The following is an 18614-nucleotide window of genomic DNA, read 5'->3' on the forward strand; positions in this document are numbered from 1 at the left end:
GGGGACCCTGTGGGAGAGTAGGACGCCGCCGAACAATTATTGTGGGATTGCCCCGCACCAGGAAACTGGTGCGGGGCTTTTCTGCGTTCACAGGCCATTCGCCATTCGGGTCGGCAACTCAGGCGGTCCTGCCAGGAGTTGAGGCGGGAGGCCCCTTGAGGCGGAAGGCTTCCTGCCTCAGGGCGGCTGCTCGGTGTCCGTACCGCCGCAACCGGTTGCGGGCCCGTGGGACGGCCGGCATGGCCGCCCGGAGGGATGGATTGATGAGTGGTTCGAAGTTCCGCAGTTTTATGGGTATGATCTATCTCGTTGCTGCAGAGCAACGAGGCCCCAATAGCTCAGTCGGTAGAGCGTCTCCATGGTAAGGAGAAGGTCTGCGGTTCGATTCCGCATTGGGGCTCAGCAAACAGAAAGGCCCCCGCCGGTTGGCGGGGGCCTTTCGTGTATGCCGGTGTGTGCGGGCGGACCAGCTCCGCCCGCACGGGAGTTACTGCTTCAGGGGCTCCGGGACGCGCATCGCGAGGATGGCCATGTCGTCAGAGGCGGGCTCGGCGGCGAAGCGTTCCACGGCGCGCAGGACGCGTGCGGCGACGGCGCCGGCCGTCAGACCCGTACAGCCGGCGAGGACTTCGGCCAGGCCGTCGTCGCCGAGCATGCGGGTGCCCTCGCGGCGCTCCGTGATGCCGTCCGTGACGCACAGGAGGACGTCGCCGGGGTCGAGGGTGATGGTCTCCTCGTAGAGCTCCAGGTCCTCCATGACGCCGAGGAGAGGCTGCGGTTCGGCGGCGGGGGTGACCGTGCCGTCCTGGCGGAGGCGGAGCGGGAGGGGGTGGCCCGCACAGACGATCTTGAGGATGGAGCTGCCGTCCTCCTGGGGCCACAGCTCGCCGTAGAGAAGGGTCAGGAAGCGGCTGCGTTCGCCTTCGTCGAGGATCGCCGCGTTGAGACGCTCCAAGACCGCCGGGCCGCCGAAGCCCTCGCGGGCGAGGAGGCGCAGGGCGTGACGGGCGAGGCCGGTGACCGCGGCTGCCTGGGGGCCCGTACCGCAGACGTCGCCGATGGCGAAGCCGTACGCGCCGTCACGGATCGGGAAGAGGTCGTAGAAGTCGCCGCCCACCTCGTTGCCCTCGCCTGCGGCGCGGTAGATGACCTCGACCTCGACGTTGGGGACGTGCGGGAGCTCCGGGGGGAGCAGGCTGCGCTGGAGGGACTGGCTGATGGCCATGCGCTCCGAGTACAGGCGGGCGTTGTCCAGAGCGAGAGCGGCACGGCGGGAGAGGTCCTCGGCGAGCTCGAGGATCTCCTGGCGGAAGTGGTCGTCGGTGGGCTTGCCGAGGGTCAGCATGCCGATGACGCGGTTGCGGGCGACCAGGGGGAGGACCACGGTTTCGCCGCCGACCGCTGCGGCCGTGGCGAGCGTGGTGCCGATGCCCGAGCCCAGGTGCGGGGTCGAGCCGAGTCCGAGGCTGCGCATGGAGGTGCGCAGGGCGGCCTGGTGGGCGGCCTCGCCCGGGGCGTTCCAGATGCGGGCGCCCGGGGTGGGTACCGGGTCGGGCGGGTTGATGCGGGAGAGCAGGGCCTTGAGGCCGTCGATGCGCTCCTCGTCCTCGTGCAGGACGTAGGAGAGGTACGGGTCAGAGGCCTGGTCGGCGATCGTGTAGACGGCGCACCAGGTGGCGAGGGTGGGGACCGTCATCTGCGCCATGAGGGCGAGGGTCTGGTCGCGGTCGAGGGTGCCGGCGAGGAGGTCGGAGGCTTCGACGAGGAAGGAGAGGGAGCCGCGGCGGAGGCGTTCGAGCTCGCCGAGGCGGGCGGACTCGACGGCGAGCGCGATGCGGTCGGCGGCGAACTGGAGGCGCAGGGCCTCCTCGTTGGTGTACCGGCCCGCTGCTTCGGCGGCGACGCCGAGGGAGCCGGTGAGGCGGCCCTCGACCTTCAGGGGAACGGTGACGACGGAGCGCATGCCGGTGCCGTTGAGGAGCGGAACGGCGCCGGGGACGGCCGCGAGGTCCTCGTGGACGGCGGGCATGCGGGCGGAGCCGTATCTGCCGGTGCCGGCCTCGACGGGGACGCGGGCGAAGCGCTGGCGGGCGGAGGGCAGACCGGTGGTTGCGCGTACCTCCAGCTCGGTCTCGTCGTCGGTGGCGAGGAGGAGGAAGGCGGAGTCCGCGTCGAGCATGTCGCGGGCGCGCTCGACCGTGCGCTGCAGGAGGCCGTCGAGGTCGTCGGGGGCGGGGGAGCCGATGAAGACCTCGAAGGGGTCGGTGGCCCGGCCCTCGACGTGGCTGCCGCCCGCGGCGTCGACGGACGGCGGGCGCTGCGGGGTCTGCAGGACGGCGCGCTCGACGTCGCGCACCAGCAGACAGACGGTGGACGGCTCGCCCTCGTTGTCCCGGACGCGCAGATGAGAGGCGTACACGGGGACGACGCGACCGTCCTCGCCGCGAATGCCGTAACTGCCCTCCCAGCGGGACATCTGGAGGGCCTCGGCGATGCCGGTGCCGATGCCGGGGGTCTGCGGCCAGGCGGCGAGGTCGGTGAGGGGCTTGCCGGTGACCTGCTCGGGTGCGTACCCGAAGAGGTCCTCGGCGTCCTCGTTCCAGGAGGCGATGGCGCCGATGCGGTCTATCTGGACGACCGCGACGCGGATGCGGCCGTCGGCGACCGGGAGCATCGCGTCGGTGAGGACCGGGCCGGCGAGGCGGGTGCCCACCGGGCGCTGCGGGAGGTCGAGTTGGAACCAGACGTGCTTCTGGGTGGGCGTGTACTCGACGCCCCACTTGGAGGCGAGGGCCGCGCAGAGGAGTAGGCCGCGGCCGCCTTCGCGGTCCGGGCCGCCGAGGGAGAGTCCGGTGCCCTGGAGGGGTACCTCGCGCTCCGGATAGCGGTCGCCGACCTCGACGCGGATGCCGTCCTCGGTGCGCAGGCACAGGACGTCGGCCTGGGTGCCCGCGTGGACGACGGCGTTGGTGACGAGTTCGCTGGTGAGGACCACCGCGTCGTCGACGAGTTCGGAGTGCCCCCAGCCCTGGAGTGTGTCCCGTACGAATGCACGGGCAGTCGCGACCGACCGCCCGACAGGGTCGAAAGTGGCAGCCGCCCGCGCCGTGATCACAGCACTCCCCATGTGGTGTTCGTCGCTTCCCCGAGTCCTGTGCCCGTTTCTCGCGGCTTCGATTCGCCCTGCCAGGCTAGACCGTCGGCCGCGGTGGTGTGCCACTGCGTCCTGACTGGGTGCGGCTGGGTGTGCGCGGGAGGATCGGCGCGGTCACTGTACGCTCCAACGATTTGACGTCGGGGGCGTCACGCACCGACTGTCGGACACAGCGGTGCGTCAAGGTGGAAGACTGGGAAAGCTTTAAGCGAAGACCTGGGAAGTACGGTCGATCCCTGCGGGAGGGACACGGTGGAGTCTGGCGTGGCGGCGCGGGGCAAGAGCACGCGCACAAAAGGCGGACGGTCCCGGAACAATGGGACAACCGAGGTGGATACGGCTGCGCTGAACCGCATGCTGACCGCCTTGGTGTCGATGCGGGACGGCAATTTCCGGAAGCGGCTGACGGTCTCCGGCGACGGAGTGATGTCGGAAATCGCCGCCGTTTTCAACGAGGTGGCCGATCGGAATCTGCATCTGACGGGCGAGTTGGCACGGGTACGGCGGATGGTCGGCCGGGAGGGCAAGCTGGCCGAACGGCTGGAGACCGGGGCCTGCGAGGGCTCCTGGGCGACGGCGATCGACGCCTCCAACGCGCTCGTCGAGGATCTCGTACGACCGGTGTCCGAGGTCGGCAGGGTGCTGTCAGCGGTGGCGGAGGGCGACCTGGAGCAGCGGATGGAGCTGCGGTCGCAGGGCGGGGAGGGCACCGGGCACCCGCTGCGGGGAGAGTTCCTCAAGGTCGGGCGTACGGTCAACAACCTCGTCGACCAGCTGTCCGCGTTCACCGACGAGGTGACGCGGGTCGCCCTTGAGGTCGGTACCGAGGGCAAGTTGGGCGGGCAGGCGCAGGTGCGCGGCATGTCCGGGTCGTGGAAGGACCTCACCGACTCCGTCAATACGATGGCCTACCGGCTGACCGCACAGGTCCGGGACATCGCGCTGGTGACGACGGCGGTCGCCAAGGGCGATCTGTCGCGGAAGGTCACGGTGCACGTGGCCGGCGAGATGCTGCAGCTGAAGAACACCGTGAACACGATGGTGGACCAGCTGTCGTCGTTCTCCTCCGAGGTGACCCGGGTGGCCCGCGAGGTGGGCACCGAGGGCGAGCTCGGCGGGCAGGCGCAGGTGCCGGGTGTGGCCGGAGTGTGGAAGGACCTCACCGATTCCGTAAATCTCATGGCCGGGAACCTGACGTCCCAGGTGCGGGGTATCGCCGAGGTGACGACGGCGGTCGCGAGCGGCGATCTGTCGCGGAAGGTCACGGTGAACGCGCGCGGCGAGGTCGCACAGCTGGCCGAAACGATCAACCAGATGACCGAGACGCTGCGTACGTTCGCGGACGAGGTGACCCGGGTCGCCAGCGAGGTCGGCGGCGAGGGGCTGCTCGGCGGTCAGGCGCAGGTGCCGGGTGCGGCGGGTACGTGGAAGGACCTGACCGACTCGGTCAATACGGCCTTCCGCAACCTCACGGACCAGGTGCGGAACATCGCGCAGGTGACGACGGCGGTCGCCAACGGTGACATGTCGCAGAAGGTCACCGTCGACGTCTCCGGGGAGATGCTGGAGCTCAAGAACACCGTCAACACCATGGTGGAGCAGCTGCAGTCCTTCGGTTCAGAAGTGACGCGGGTGGCGCGTGAGGTCGGTGTCGAGGGGCAGCTGGGCGGTCAGGCGCAGGTGCCGGGTGCGGCGGGTACGTGGAAGGACCTGACCGACTCGGTCAATACGGCCTTCCGCAACCTCACGGGCCAGGTGCGGAACATCGCGCAGGTGACGACGGCGGTCGCCAACGGCGATCTGTCGCAGAAGGTCACCGTCGACGTCTCCGGGGAGATGCTGGAGCTCAAGAACACCGTCAACACGATGGTCGACCAGCTGTCCGCGTTCGCCGACCAGGTCACGCGGATGGCGCGCGACGTGGGCACGGAGGGACGGCTCGGCGGTCAGGCGCGTGTCGACGGCGTCAGCGGTACGTGGAAGGAACTCACCGACTCCGTCAACTTCATGGCCGGGAACCTGACGTCGCAGGTGCGGCAGATCGCCCAGGTCACGACGGCGGTGGCGCGCGGTGACCTGTCGCAGAAGATCGACGTGGATGCCCGCGGCGAGATCCTGGAGCTGAAGAACACCATCAACACGATGGTCGACCAGCTGTCCGCGTTCGCGGACCAGGTGACCCGGGTGGCCCGTGAGGTGGGTACGGAGGGACGGCTCGGCGGTCAGGCGCAGGTGCCGGGCGTCGCCGGTGTGTGGCGCGACCTGACGGACTCGGTGAACGGCATGGCCGGGAACCTCACCGCCCAGGTGCGCAACATCGCGCAGGTCGCCACGGCTGTGGCGCGCGGTGACCTGTCGCAGAAGATCGACGTGGATGCCCGCGGCGAGATCCTGGAGCTGAAGAACACCCTCAACACGATGGTCGACCAGCTCTCGAACTTCGCGGAGCAGGTGACCCGGGTGGCCCGTGAGGTGGGCACCGAGGGCATGCTCGGCGGGCAGGCCGAGGTCCAGGGCGTCAGCGGCACCTGGAAGGACCTCACCCAGTCCGTCAACTTCATGGCCAACAACCTGACTTCGCAGGTGCGCAACATCGCCGAGGTCACGACCGCGGTGGCTACGGGTGACCTGTCCAAGAAGATCACCGTCGATGCGAAGGGTGAGATCCTCGACCTCGTCACGACCGTGAACACGATGGTCGACCAGCTCTCCAACTTCGCCGACGAGGTGACCCGGGTCGCCCGCGAGGTGGGTACGGAGGGCATTCTCGGTGGTCAGGCCCGGGTGCGCGGGGTCACTGGCATCTGGAAGGAACTCACCGACAACGTCAACTTCATGGCGAACAACCTGACGTCGCAGGTGCGCAACATCTCCCGGGTCTCGTCCGCGGTCGCCAACGGCGACCTGACGAAGAAGGTCACCGTGGAGGCGCGCGGCGAGGTCGCGGAGCTGGCCGACACGGTGAACACCATGGTGCGGACGCTGTCGTCGTTCGCCGACGAGGTGACCCGGGTGGCCCGCGAGGTGGGCACGCAGGGCGAGTTGGGCGGCCAGGCGCGCGTACCGGGTGTCGCCGGTACGTGGAAGGACCTCACCGAGTCGGTGAACTCGATGGCGTCCAACCTGACCGGTCAGGTGCGGCAGATCGCGACCGTCACCACCGCCATCGCCAAGGGCGACCTCACCAAGAAGATCGACATTGATGCCCGCGGCGAGATCCAGGACCTGAAGGACACCATCAACACGATGGTCGACCAGCTGTCCTCGTTCGCCGACCAGGTGACCCGGGTGGCCCGCGAGGTGGGCACCGACGGGCAGCTGGGCGGTCAGGCGCGGGTGCGGGACGTCGACGGCACGTGGCGCGACCTCACCGAGTCCGTGAACGAGATGGCGGGGAACCTCACCCGCCAGGTGCGCGCCATCGCTAAGGTCGCGACGGCGGTCACCCGCGGCGACCACAGCCTGAAGATCGACGTGGATGCCAGGGGCGAGATCCAGGAGCTCCAGGACAACATCAACACCATGATCGCCAACCTGCGCGACACCACCCAGACCAACCAGGAGCAGGACTGGCTCAAGGGCAACCTGGCCCGGATCTCCGGTCTGATGCAGGGCCGCCGGGACCTCGACGACGTGGCGTCGCTGATCATGAGCGAGCTGACGCCGGTGGTCTCGGCGCAGCAGGGCGCGTTCTTCCTGGCGCTCCCCTCGGGGGCGTCGTCGGCCGCCAAGGGAGCCGAGGTCGGCACCGAAGTGGACGGCCTGTACCAGCTGCGGATGCGCGGGAGCTACGGCTACTCGGCGGGTGCGATGCCGACCGTCTTCCGGCCGGGGGAGACCCTCATCGGGACGGCCGCGGAGGAGAAGCGGACCATCCAGGTGCGGGTGCCGGAGGGGTACCTCAAGATTTCCTCGGGGCTCGGAGAGGCGCCGCCCGCTCATGTGATCGTGCTGCCGGTGGTCTTCGAGGGGCAGGTGCTGGGGGTGATCGAGCTGGCGTCGTTCCAGCCGTTCACGCACATCCAGAAGGACTTCCTGAACCAGATCGCGGAAATGATCGCGACCAGCGTCAACACCATCAGCGTCAATACGAAGACCGAGGTCCTGCTGGAGCAGTCGCAGGAGCTGACCGAGCAACTGCGCGAGCGCTCCGAGGAGTTGGAGAACCGGCAGAAGGCCCTCCAGGAGTCCAATGCCGAACTGGAGGAGAAGGCCGAGCAGTTGGCCCGGCAGAACCGCGACATCGAGGTGAAGAACACCGAGATCGAGGAGGCCCGGCAGGTGCTGGAGGAGCGGGCCGAGCAGCTCGCGGTCTCCATGCGCTACAAGTCGGAGTTCCTGGCGAACATGTCGCACGAGCTGCGTACGCCGCTCAACTCCCTGCTCATCCTGGCCAAGTTGCTCGCCGACAACGCCGACGGGAACCTCTCCCCGAAGCAGGTCGAGTTCGCCGAGACGATCCACGGCGCCGGTTCCGACCTGCTCCAGCTGATCAACGACATTCTCGACCTGTCCAAGGTCGAGGCGGGCAAGATGGACGTCTCGCCGACCCGGATCGCCCTGGTCCAGCTTGTCGACTACGTGGAGGCCACCTTCCGGCCGCTCACCGCGGAGAAGGGGCTCGACTTCTCGGTACGGGTCTCGCCGGAGCTGCCCGCCACCCTGCACACCGACGAGCAGCGCCTCCTGCAGGTGCTGCGCAACCTGCTGTCCAACGCGGTGAAGTTCACCGACACCGGCGCCGTCGAGCTGGTGATCCGGCCCGCCAACGCCGACGTACCGCACGAGATCCGCGAGCAGCTGCTCGAAGCCGGGTCGCTGCGGGACGTCGACGGCGACTTGATCGCCTTCTCGGTGACCGACACCGGCATCGGCATCGCGGCCAGCAAGATGCGCGTCATCTTCGAGGCGTTCAAGCAGGCCGACGGCACGACCAGCAGGAAGTACGGCGGTACGGGCCTGGGTCTGTCCATCAGCAGGGAGATCGCCAGGCTCCTCGGCGGCGAGATCCACGCGGCGAGCGAGCCGGGCCGCGGCTCGACGTTCACGCTGTACCTCCCGCTGCACCCGAGCGAACTGCCGCCCCAGGGCTACCCGCAGCTCGCTCCCGGCGGGCTCGAACTGCCGCGCCGGGCGGCGGCGCAGGACGCCCCGGAGCAGGCGGAGTCCCCGTACCACCTCGGTGTCGTACGCAACGATCCGCAGACCGGGCCCGCCGGGCTGTTCCGGCGCCGCCGCATGGCACTCGGCGCGACCGAGCAGCGGCCCGCGCTGTCCGGCCAGCCGGCGGCGGCCGCGAGCGGCAGTACGCCGCAGGATCCGTGGGTGGGGCAGCAGAACCAGGACTCGGCGCCCGAGGAGCGGCGGACCTTCGGGTTCTCCGGCGAGAAGGTGCTGATCGTCGACGACGACATCCGCAACGTCTTCGCGCTCACCAGCGTCCTGGAGCAGCACGGGCTTTCGGTGCTGTACGCGGAGAACGGGCGCGAGGGCATCGAAGTCCTGGAGCAGCACGACGATGTGACGGTCGTGCTGATGGACATCATGATGCCGGAGATGGACGGCTACGCGACGACGACGGCGATCCGCAGGATGCCGCAGTTCGCCGGGCTGCCGATCATCGCGCTCACCGCCAAGGCGATGAAGGGCGACCGGGAGAAGGCGATCGACTCCGGTGCTTCCGACTACGTGACGAAGCCGGTCGACCCGGACCATCTGCTCGGTGTGATGGAACAGTGGATGCGCGGGGAGGAGTGAGCCCGCCCGCGGTGCGGGTGCTCGGGTGACCGTACGGTGGGGGCAAGCGGGCGTCGGCCGCGGGCAGTCGTGTTGACTGACTGTGGCCGACGGCGTGTGAGAGCACGGTATTCGGGGAACCTTCTGGTCTCCCGATGCGTTTCTGCTACGTGCACAGTGACATCGCGGTGACAGGGTGTGGCGACCGGGTGGGTACGGCTACCATGACCGGCACAAGGACGGGCGACGCAAGGGAGTCGTCCTCCGGGGCGGCGCCCGGTGCACTGCCGGGGCGAGGAGGACGGGCCATGGTGCAGAAGGCCAAGATCCTCCTGGTCGATGACCGGCCGGAGAATCTGTTGGCGCTGGAGGCCATTCTCTCCGCGCTCGATCAGACACTGGTGAGGGCATCGTCAGGGGAGGAAGCGCTCAAAGCACTGCTTACTGATGACTTCGCGGTCATCCTGCTGGACGTACAGATGCCGGGCATGGACGGATTCGAAACCGCCGCGCACATCAAGCGACGGGAACGGACGCGGGACATCCCGATCATCTTCCTCACCGCGATCAACCACGGCCCGCACCACACCTTCCGGGGTTATGCGGCCGGCGCGGTGGACTACATCTCGAAGCCCTTCGACCCGTGGGTGCTCCGCGCCAAGGTCTCGGTGTTCGTCGAGCTGTACATGAAGAACTGTCAGCTGCGGGAGCAAGCAGCGCTGCTGCGCCTCCAGTTGGAGGGTACGAACCGGGCGGACGCGGGGGCGGTCAAGGAGCCTGTCGGGCTGCTGGCCGAGCTGTCCGCACGGCTCGCGGCGGTCGAGGAGCAGGCGGAGGCGCTCTCCAAGCAGCTCGACGACGACTCGGCGGATGCCGCGGCCGTCGCCACCGCCGCACACCTGGAGCGCAAACTCACCGGTCTGCGCCGGGCGCTCGACGCGCTCGAGCCGGGTACGGGTGGCGGTACGGGGACACTCCCGTCGCAGAACTGACGGTGCGGCAGTCCCGTGGCAGGCGATACGTCAGCTGCGGGGCAGTCGTGGCATCGGATGCGGGACTGTCGGCATGTCAATTTCCCGCTGTGCAAAGGGCGACACGTCCGGGTGATGCCGTAGGCACACGTGTCGCTCGGCGTCTCCACCGGTAACCTCTAGCCCCATGGCCTCACGTACGTCCGGCAAGGGTTCCCAGGGCACGACGGGCACCGCGAAGCCGCGCACCGGTCGTACGCCGGGCGCTGCGAAGAAGGCGGCGCCCGCCAAGGCCGCCGCGAAACCACCGGTGAAGAAGAGCGCGGCGAAACCCGCGGCGAAGAAGTCCGCTCCGGCGAAGAAAGCCCCTGCCAAGAAGGCGGCCAGGCCGGCACCCAAGCCCGCGCCGTCCCCGACCGGGGGCATCTACAGGCTTGCGCGCGGCGCCTACCTGGGCCTGGCCCACGGCGTCGGTGCGATGTTCCGCGGCATAGGGCGTGGCGCGAAGGGCCTCGACCCGGCGCACCGCAAGGACGGGCTCGCCCTGCTGCTGCTCGGCCTCGCGCTGATCGTCGCGGCCGGGACCTGGGCACATCTGCGCGGTCCTGTCGGCGACCTGGTGGAGATGCTGATCACCGGCGCCTTCGGCCGGCTGGACCTGCTCGTACCGCTGCTGCTCGGCGTCATGGGCATCCGGCTGATCATGCATCCGGAGCGGCCCGAGGCCAACGGACGGATCGTCATCGGTCTTTCCGCGCTGGTGATCGGCGTGCTCGGGCAGGTGCACATCGCGTGCGGGTCGCCCGGTCGTGGCGACGGCAGCGAGGCGATGCAGGACGCGGGCGGGCTGATCGGCTGGGCGGCCTCGGTGCCGCTGACCTTCACGATGGGCGAGGTGCTGGCCGTACCGCTGCTGCTGCTGCTCACCGTGTTCGGGCTGCTGGTGGTCACGGCGACACCGGTCAACGCGATTCCGCAGCGGCTGCGGCAGCTGGGCGTCCGGCTCGGGGTCATCGAGGCGCGGCCGGAGGCGGCCGCCGTGCAGCACGAGGACGACGAGCGGTACGACGAGCAGTGGCGCGAGGCGCTTCCGGCAGGCTCGCAGCGGCCCTCCGTGCGCCGGAGCGAAGCGCCGGAGCACGACCCGGACGCGGCGGAGGAGGAGGCGCTGGGACGGCGCCGCAGGCCCCGCAGGGCGCCGTCCGTGCAGCCCTCGCAGTTCGCCCGGCCGCTGGACGCGGTGGACGTGGCCGCGGCCGCTGCCGCCGCGCTCGACGGGGCGGTGATGAACGGACTGCCGCCGTCGCCGATCGTCGCCGACCTCACGCACGGGGTCTCGCAGGAGCAGGAGCGGACGTCGTCCGTGCCGTCGGCGCGGGAGGCCGTGCCGTCGGCCCTCTCCGGCCCGTCCGCCCCCTCGGCCCCGTCCGCCCCCTCCGCGCCGTCGGAACCGCCGGCCAGGGCGCCGGAGCGGGCGCGTCCGGTCGGAGCCAGGCTGGACTCCCCGCCGTCCCGCGCCGCCGACCTCACCAAGGAGCCGCCGAAGGAGACCGCGTCGCTGCCGCCGCGGGCCGAGCAGCTCCAGCTCTCCGGCGACATCACGTACTCCCTGCCCTCCCTGGACCTGCTGGAGCGCGGTGGCCCCGGCAAGACGCGCAGCGCCGCCAACGACGCGGTCGTGGAGTCCCTGTCCAACGTCTTCATGGAGTTCAAGGTCGACGCGGCCGTCACCGGCTTCACCCGCGGCCCGACGGTCACCCGGTACGAGGTCGAGCTCGGCCCGGCCGTCAAGGTCGAGAAGATCACCGCACTGACCAAGAACATCGCGTACGCGGTGGCCTCACCCGACGTACGGATCATCTCGCCGATCCCCGGCAAGTCCGCGGTCGGCATCGAGATCCCCAACAGCGACCGCGAAATGGTCAACCTCGGCGACGTGCTCCGTCTCGCGGACGCGGCCGAGGACAACCACCCGATGCTGGTGGCGCTCGGCAAGAACGTCGAGGGCGGCTACGAGATGGCCAACCTGGCGAAGATGCCGCACGTCCTGGTCGCCGGAGCCACCGGTTCCGGAAAGTCGTCCTGCATCAACTGCCTGATCACCTCGGTCATGGTCCGGGCCACCCCCGAGGACGTACGGATGGTGCTCGTCGACCCCAAGCGGGTCGAGCTGACCGCGTACGAGGGCATCCCGCACCTGATCACCCCGATCATCACCAACCCGAAGCGGGCCGCCGAGGCGCTGCAGTGGGTCGTACGGGAAATGGACCTGCGCTACGACGACCTGGCGGCCTTCGGCTACCGGCACATCGACGACTTCAACGCGGCCGTCCGCAGCGGCAAGCTCAAGACGCCCGAGGGCAGCGAGCGGGAGCTCCAGGCCTATCCGTACCTGCTCGTCATCGTCGACGAGCTGGCGGACCTCATGATGGTCGCGCCGCGCGATGTGGAGGACTCGATCGTCCGCATCACCCAGTTGGCCCGTGCGGCCGGCATCCATCTGGTGCTCGCCACCCAGCGGCCCTCGGTGGACGTCGTGACCGGTCTGATCAAGGCGAACGTGCCGTCCCGGCTCGCCTTCGCCACCTCCTCGCTCGCCGACAGCCGGGTCATCCTCGACCAGCCGGGCGCCGAGAAGCTGATCGGCAAGGGGGACGGGCTCTTCCTGCCGATGGGGGCGAACAAGCCGACCCGTATGCAGGGAGCCTTCGTCACCGAGGACGAGGTCGCGGCCGTCGTCCAGCACTGCAAGGACCAGATGGCCCCGGTCTTCCGGGACGACGTGGTGGTCGGCACCAAGCAGAAGAAGGAGATCGACGAGGATATCGGCGACGACCTGGATCTGCTGTGCCAGGCCGCTGAGCTGGTGGTTTCCACCCAGTTCGGGTCGACGTCGATGCTTCAGCGCAAGCTGCGGGTCGGCTTCGCGAAGGCGGGTCGGCTCATGGACCTGATGGAGTCCAGGGGCATCGTGGGGCCGAGCGAGGGGTCCAAGGCACGCGACGTTCTCGTGAAGCCGGACGAATTGGATGGCGTACTGGACGTGATCCGGGGAGAGTCTCCTTCGTAGGGCTCATTTTCGTACGGCCACACTTCGTACGGCCATACGTCGTACAGCCATACGTCGTACAGCCCGACAAGACTCACTCGTAAGAGAAACAGAGGCAACCGTTTCCCTTGCGCGTACGTCCAGTTGAGGGGAGGGAGTCGTCATGGTCCGTCAGCGGTGGAACCGTGGGTGGCCCTGCGGTGCCTTCGGGGTGCCCGGCCGTTCCGATGGCGTACAAAGACGGCTCTCCCGCTTGCCCCACCCTTTCGTCACCCCCCTAGACTGAACCTCCAGCAGGTGGCTCACGCTCGAAAGGCGCCCCCGTGTCCATCGGCAACTCTCCAGACTCTCCCGGCAACGCTCCTGAAGACGACCGGCCCCCGATCGGTCGTACCCTCCAGCAGGCCCGGATCGCCGCAGGTCTGACGGTCGATGAAGTCAGTACGTCGACCCGGGTGCGCATTCCGATCGTCCACGCCATCGAGGCGGACGACTTCTCCCGCTGCGGCGGCGACGTCTACGCCCGCGGCCACATCCGTACGCTCGCGAGCGCCGTCGGACTCGATCCTTCCGCCCTCGTCGCGCAGTACGACGGCGAGCACGGCGGGCGGCCCGCCCCGACCCCGGCCGCCCCGCTCTTCGAGGCGGAGCGGATCAGGCCCGAGCGGCGCAGGCCCAACTGGACCGCCGCGATGGTGGCGGCGATCGTCGCGGTGGTCGGCTTCGTCGGCTTCACGATGTTCAGCGGCAACGACAAGCCGAGCAGCACCCGGAGCGTCGCCGAGGGTGCCACCGCCACCGCGCCCGCTCCGAAGCCCACTCCCACGAAGACCCCGGTCAGGCCCGTCGACCCCAAGCCCGACCCGACGGACAGCGCCATCGCGGCAGCCCCGAAGGACCGCGTCACGGTCAAGATGGTGGCGACCGGCAGCAAGAGCTGGGTCTCCGCACGCGCGCGCAACGGCCGGCTGCTCTTCGACGGATTCCTCAAGAAGGGCGAGTCGAAGACCTTCACCGACCCCGAGCAGCTCGACGTCGTGCTCGGCGACGCCGACGCGATCCAGCTGTTCGTGAACGGCAAGGAGGTCCAGGACGACTTCCAGCCGGGCCAGGTCGAGCGGCTCACGTACACCAAGGGCGACCCCGCGGCGGGCTAGTCGACGCTGTTCTCCGCAGGTCCCTCTCGTACGCCCCGCTCGTACGCCCCGCCCGTACGTCTTCGCAGGTCGGGAAGGGGTTGCGCCGTGAGGGGAGCGGTCGTGGCCCCTCGCGGCCCGGGTCTGCGCCGGGACAAAGTAGTCTTGAGTCCATGCCCGAACGCCGCACCGTCGCCCTTGTCACTCTTGGCTGCGCCCGTAACGAGGTGGACTCGGAGGAGCTGGCAGGCCGCTTGGCAGCGGACGGCTGGCAGCTCGTCGAGAACGCCTCGGACGCGGACGTCGCAGTCGTCAACACCTGCGGATTCGTCGAGGCCGCCAAGAAGGACTCCGTCGACGCCCTGCTCGAAGCCAACGATCTGAAGGATCACGGCAGGACCCAGGCCGTCGTCGCCGTGGGCTGCATGGCCGAGCGGTACGGCAAGGACCTCGCGGAGGCCCTGCCGGAGGCCGACGGAGTGCTCGGCTTCGACGACTACGCCGACATCTCCAACCGCCTCCAGACCATCCTCGCGGGCGGCAGCGTCGAGGCCCACACCCCGCGCGACCGGCGCAAGCTGCTCCCGATCAGCCCCGCCGAGCGCCAGTCGGCCGACGTCTCGCTGCCGGGTCACGCGCAGGAGGCCGCTCCGGCCCCCGCCGACCTGCCCGAAGGCGTCGCCCCCGTGTCGGGGCCGCGCGCGCCGCTCCGCCGCCGCCTGGGCACCAGCCCGGTCGCCTCGGTGAAGCTGGCGTCCGGCTGCGACCGGCGCTGCTCGTTCTGCGCCATCCCGTCGTTCCGCGGCTCCTTCATCTCGCGGCGCCCCAGCGACGTGCTCCAGGAGACCCGCTGGCTGGCCGAGCAGGGCGTCAAGGAGGTCATGCTGGTCTCCGAGAACAACACCTCGTACGGCAAGGACCTCGGTGACATCCGTCTCCTGGAGACCCTGCTGCCCGAGCTCTCCGAGGTCGACGGCATCGAGCGGGTGCGCGTCAGCTACCTCCAGCCGGCCGAGATGCGGCCGGGCCTCATCGACGTACTGACGTCGACGCCGAAGGTCGCCCCCTACTTCGACCTGTCCTTCCAGCACTCGGCGCCCGGAGTGCTGCGCGCGATGCGCCGCTTCGGATCCACCGAGCAGTTCTGGACGCTGCTCGAAACCATCCGCAGCAAGGCGCCGCAGGCCGGTGTGCGCTCCAACTTCATCGTGGGCTTCCCCGGCGAGACCGAGGAGGACTTCGCGGAGCTGGAACGCTTCCTCACCGGTGCGCGCCTGGATGCCATCGGCGTGTTCGGCTACTCGGACGAAGAGGGCACCGAGGCGGTCACGTACGAGAAGAAGCTCGACGCGGACACGATCGCCGAGCGGCTCGCGCACATCTCCCGGCTCGCGGAGGAGCTCACCACCCAGCGGGCGGAGGAGCGGCTCGGCGAGACGCTGGAGGTGCTCGTCGAGTCCATCGACGAGGAGGACGGTGCGATCGGCCGTGCGGCTCACCAGGCGCCGGAGACGGATGGCCAGGTGGTCTTCACGACCAGCCACGGCTTGACGCCCGGTCGTATGGTCGTGGCAAAGGTGGTCGGTACCGAGGGCGTGGACCTCGTCGCCGAGCCGCTGCCCGGTGCCGGTGACGGAAGCACCAGTGAGGTCCCTGAGGAGGCGGCCAGATGAGCGGAATCCCGGCGTCCGCGGCGGGCGGTACCGGCAGGTCGACGCCGGTGACCGGCGGAAAGCTGGGAGCTGCGGCGGTGAGCCAGGCCAGTCTGTGGAACATCGCCAACATCCTGACGATGCTGCGGCTGGTGCTCGTGCCGGGCTTCGTGATGCTGCTGCTCGCCGACGGCGGGTACGACCCGATCTGGCGGGCGTGGGCCTGGGCGGCGTTCGCCGTCGCCATGATCACGGACGTCTTCGACGGGCATCTGGCGCGTACGTACAACCTGGTCACGGACTTCGGGAAGATCGCCGACCCGATCGCCGACAAGGCGATCATGGCTGCGGGCCTCATCTGTCTGTCGGGGCTCGGCGACCTGTCCTGGTGGGTGACCGGGGTGATTCTCTTCCGCGAGCTCGGGATCACGCTGATGCGGTTCTGGGTGATCAGGCACGGGGTCATTCCGGCCAGTCGCGGCGGCAAGATGAAGACGCTCGCGCAGGGCACGGCGGTCGGCATGTACGTGCTCGCGCTGACCGGGCCGCTGGCCACCTTCCGGTGGTGGGTGATGGCGGTGGCCGTGGCGCTGACCGTGGTCACCGGCCTCGACTACGTACGGCAGGCGGTCGTGCTGCGGCGGGCGGGGCTTGCGGCAGAGCGGGCCGATCGGTGAGTTCCGGCTTTTCTACCAGTGCTTTTGAGCCTTCCGGTACTTCTGGTGAGCCTTCCGGTACTTCTGGGACCAGCGGTACGGAGGGTGCCGCCGGGGTCCTGGCGGTGCTCGGTGCGCGGGGTGAGACCCTCGCCGTCGCGGAGTCGCTGACCGGGGGGCTGGTGGCGGGCGAGCTCACGGGCGTGCCCGGCGCCTCGAAGGTCTTCCGGGGGTCCGTGACCGCTTACGCGACCGAGCTGAAGCGGGACATCCTCGGCGTCGCGCCGGACCTTCTGCGGGAGCGCGGCGCGGTGGACGCCGGGGTCGCCCGGCAGATGGCGGAGGGTGTGCGGCGGGTGCTGGGGGCCGACTGGGGGATCTCCACGACCGGCGTCGCGGGGCCCGACCCGCAGGACGGACAGCCCGTCGGCACGGTTTTCGTGGCGGTCGCGGGGCCCGGCGGAGCCGGGAAAGTGGCCGCACTGAGGTTGAACGGCAGCCGTTCGGACATCCGTAGAGAGAGTGTGCGGGGAGTTTTCGAGCTGCTCGCAGGTGAACTGGTCGAAAATGCGCGGGCACAGGATACGGAACACAACGGGGGAACTTGATGTTTGCAGCCCTGAGTGAACACGACATCGCTCCCCGCACGGCCGCACCGCGAGGCGGTACGGTGGGGCGTGAAGGATGCGGCTACGCGGTCCGAGGAGGGAGCCACCGATGATTCTGCTCCGTCGCCTGCTGGGTGACGTGCTGCGTCGGCAGCGCCAGCGCCAGGGCCGTACTCTGCGCGAAGTCTCCTCGTCCGCCCGGGTTTCGCTCGGTTATCTCTCCGAGGTTGAGCGGGGGCAGAAGGAGGCATCCTCCGAGCTGCTTTCCGCGATCTGCGACGCGCTTGATGTACGGATGTCCGAGCTCATGAGGGAAGTGAGCGACGAACTCTCCCTGGCCGAACTGGCTGCGTCGGCTGCGGCCGGCGAGACGCCGGTGCGCCAGCCAGTACGACCGATGCTCAATGCGGTCTCCGTGACGTCGGTGACCGGTGTGTCCGGTGTGCCGACCGAGCGAGTGACGATCAAGGCACCTGCGGAAGCGGTGGACGTCGTCGCTGCCTAGCGAATGAAGTGGTGCTCCGCCTGGCGAATGGCGTAGCACCGGCTGTGCCGGAGCCTCGGCCGATCCCGTTCTGCGGGTCGGTCGGGGCTCCGGTCTTTTGCGTATCCCGCCAATCGTTTTCATACCCTGTTTCCTGCCCTGTTGCATACCCTGAATGACCGAATTGGATCAGTTGTGGCAGGGTTGGAAGTGCTGATGCAGATTTCTGTGATGTCTGAGGAGGACACTCCATGGCTGTCGTGAAGAGCACCCTGCCCGAGGCGGACCTCAAGGTGGTCGGCGAAGCGCTGCAGGGCGCGCTGGCGGACCTGGTCGACCTGTCGCTGGTCGCCAAGCAGGTCCACTGGAACGTGGTGGGACCGCGTTTCCGTTCCGTACACCTTCAGCTCGACGACGTGGTGGCTTCGGCGCGTCTGCACTCCGACTCGGTCGCCGAGCGGGCCTCCGCGCTCGGGGTCAGCCCGGACGGGCGGGCCTCGACGGTCTCCGCTTCGAGCGCCGTCAAGGAGACGCCGACGGGCTGGATCAAGGACGTTGACGCGGTGCGGATCCTGGTGGACGCGCTCGGCGCGGTGATCGTCGGGATGCGCGAGCGCATCGACGTGACCGGCGACCCGGACCCGGTGACCCAGGACCTGATCATCGGGCTGACGGCCGACCTGGAGAAGCATGCGTGGATGTTCCAGGCGGAGAGCGCCGGATAGGGCGCGTGATGGTGGCGCCGCGTACGGCGCGTGATGGTGGCGCCGCGTAGGGCGCGTGATGGTGTGAGTCGTACGGGGCCGGGTGTGCGCCGGGTGCGCGGTGGGTGCTTCGAGCGCTCCCGTTGCACCTGGTGCGCCCTCCCGTACGGGAATGCCCAGGTCTAGCGTCGGCCGGAGGAGGCAGCGATGGTGCGGCGCGAGTTCTGGGGGAGCCGGGGGCCGCAGGGGCGTCGGGTGTTGCTGCTGGGGGCGCTGGGGCTGGTGCTCGGCGGGGTGTGGTGGTGGGCGGTGCTGCGGCTGCTGCTGGCACCCGAGGGGACGGGTGTGGTGGAGGGGGCGGTGGCTGCAGGGGGGTGGGGGCTGAGTCTGCTGCCGGTGCATGTGGCGGCTCGGGGGGCGGGGGCAGGGGTGAGGCGGAGGCAGGAGTGAGGCGGGCGGAGGGG

The 18614-nt window shown here is 69.4% G+C and carries 11 protein-coding genes and 1 tRNA gene; 11 read left to right on the forward strand and 1 reads right to left on the reverse strand.

All coding sequences use genetic code 11. From position 1 onward, the window contains the following. Nucleotides 1–327 precede the first annotated feature (327 nt). Nucleotides 328–400 (forward strand) — tRNA-Thr (locus AB0D18_RS38575). Between the two features lie 87 nt (nucleotides 401–487). Here the strand turns inward: AB0D18_RS38575 and AB0D18_RS38580 are convergent. Then, nucleotides 488–3127, reverse strand: coding sequence for a SpoIIE family protein phosphatase (locus AB0D18_RS38580; RefSeq protein ID WP_362430017.1), 2640 nt, complete (start codon nucleotides 3125–3127; stop codon nucleotides 488–490). A 381-nt stretch (nucleotides 3128–3508) separates the two neighbouring features. On the opposite strand from AB0D18_RS38580, the gene AB0D18_RS38585 reads away from it, so the two are divergent. From AB0D18_RS38585 to AB0D18_RS38630, 10 genes are all read left to right on the forward strand, one after another. Beyond that, nucleotides 3509–8911 (forward strand): HAMP domain-containing protein, encoded by a 5403-nt coding sequence (locus AB0D18_RS38585; protein WP_362430020.1) that lies wholly within the window; start codon nucleotides 3509–3511, stop codon nucleotides 8909–8911. A gap of 287 nt (nucleotides 8912–9198) precedes the next feature. Further along, complete coding sequence (locus AB0D18_RS38590; protein ID WP_362430023.1) at nucleotides 9199–9882, forward strand: response regulator; 684 nt, start codon at nucleotides 9199–9201, stop codon at nucleotides 9880–9882. 166 nt (nucleotides 9883–10048) lie between these two features. Continuing rightward, a complete protein-coding gene (locus AB0D18_RS38595; protein WP_362430026.1) occupies nucleotides 10049–12931 on the forward strand; it encodes a DNA translocase FtsK in 2883 nt (960 codons plus the stop codon). A 302-nt stretch (nucleotides 12932–13233) separates the two neighbouring features. Next, nucleotides 13234–14067: a helix-turn-helix domain-containing protein gene (locus AB0D18_RS38600; RefSeq protein ID WP_362430029.1), complete on the forward strand. Its 834-nt coding sequence runs from the start codon at nucleotides 13234–13236 to the stop codon at nucleotides 14065–14067. A gap of 152 nt (nucleotides 14068–14219) precedes the next feature. Beyond that, a complete protein-coding gene (gene rimO / locus AB0D18_RS38605; protein WP_362430032.1) occupies nucleotides 14220–15719 on the forward strand; it encodes a 30S ribosomal protein S12 methylthiotransferase RimO in 1500 nt (499 codons plus the stop codon). Next, nucleotides 15716–16375 carry a CDP-diacylglycerol--glycerol-3-phosphate 3-phosphatidyltransferase gene (gene pgsA, locus AB0D18_RS38610; protein ID WP_362430035.1) on the forward strand — a complete coding sequence of 220 codons (660 nt, stop codon included), beginning with the start codon at nucleotides 15716–15718 and terminating at the stop codon, nucleotides 16373–16375. The genes rimO and pgsA overlap by 4 nt, the downstream gene beginning before the upstream one ends. A gap of 98 nt (nucleotides 16376–16473) precedes the next feature. Next, on the forward strand, nucleotides 16474–16962 hold the full coding sequence (locus tag AB0D18_RS38615) for a nicotinamide-nucleotide amidohydrolase family protein (RefSeq protein WP_362430122.1): 489 nt from the start codon (nucleotides 16474–16476) through the stop codon (nucleotides 16960–16962). Nucleotides 16963–17071: 109 nt separating this feature from the next. Next, entirely contained in the window at nucleotides 17072–17467 is a 396-nt protein-coding gene (locus AB0D18_RS38620; RefSeq protein ID WP_362430038.1) for a helix-turn-helix transcriptional regulator, read from the forward strand. A 230-nt stretch (nucleotides 17468–17697) separates the two neighbouring features. Further along, complete coding sequence (locus AB0D18_RS38625; protein ID WP_362430040.1) at nucleotides 17698–18171, forward strand: DNA starvation/stationary phase protection protein; 474 nt, start codon at nucleotides 17698–17700, stop codon at nucleotides 18169–18171. Between the two features lie 186 nt (nucleotides 18172–18357). Continuing rightward, on the forward strand, nucleotides 18358–18600 hold the full coding sequence (locus tag AB0D18_RS38630; RefSeq protein ID WP_362430043.1) for a hypothetical protein: 243 nt from the start codon (nucleotides 18358–18360) through the stop codon (nucleotides 18598–18600). The last annotated feature ends 14 nt before the right edge of the window (nucleotides 18601–18614 follow it).

The organism is Streptomyces sp. NPDC048442 (assembly GCF_040651475.1).
Lineage (GTDB): Bacteria > Actinomycetota > Actinomycetes > Streptomycetales > Streptomycetaceae > Streptomyces.

Bases quoted from the DNA above. Each gene is read 5' to 3' on its own strand.
- AB0D18_RS38580 (WP_362430017.1), bottom strand. From the start codon at position 3,127: ATGGGGAGTGCTGTGATCACGGCGCGGGCGGCTGCCACTTTCGACCCT.
- AB0D18_RS38585 (WP_362430020.1), top strand. From the start codon at position 3,509: ATGCTGACCGCCTTGGTGTCGATGCGGGACGGCAATTTCCGGAAGCGG.
- AB0D18_RS38590 (WP_362430023.1), top strand. From the start codon at position 9,199: ATGGTGCAGAAGGCCAAGATCCTCCTGGTCGATGACCGGCCGGAGAAT.
- AB0D18_RS38595 (WP_362430026.1), top strand. From the start codon at position 10,049: ATGGCCTCACGTACGTCCGGCAAGGGTTCCCAGGGCACGACGGGCACC.
- rimO (WP_362430032.1), top strand. From the start codon at position 14,220: ATGCCCGAACGCCGCACCGTCGCCCTTGTCACTCTTGGCTGCGCCCGT.
- pgsA (WP_362430035.1), top strand. From the start codon at position 15,716: ATGAGCGGAATCCCGGCGTCCGCGGCGGGCGGTACCGGCAGGTCGACG.
- AB0D18_RS38620 (WP_362430038.1), top strand. From the start codon at position 17,072: ATGATTCTGCTCCGTCGCCTGCTGGGTGACGTGCTGCGTCGGCAGCGC.
- AB0D18_RS38625 (WP_362430040.1), top strand. From the start codon at position 17,698: ATGGCTGTCGTGAAGAGCACCCTGCCCGAGGCGGACCTCAAGGTGGTC.
- AB0D18_RS38630 (WP_362430043.1), top strand. From the start codon at position 18,358: ATGGTGCGGCGCGAGTTCTGGGGGAGCCGGGGGCCGCAGGGGCGTCGG.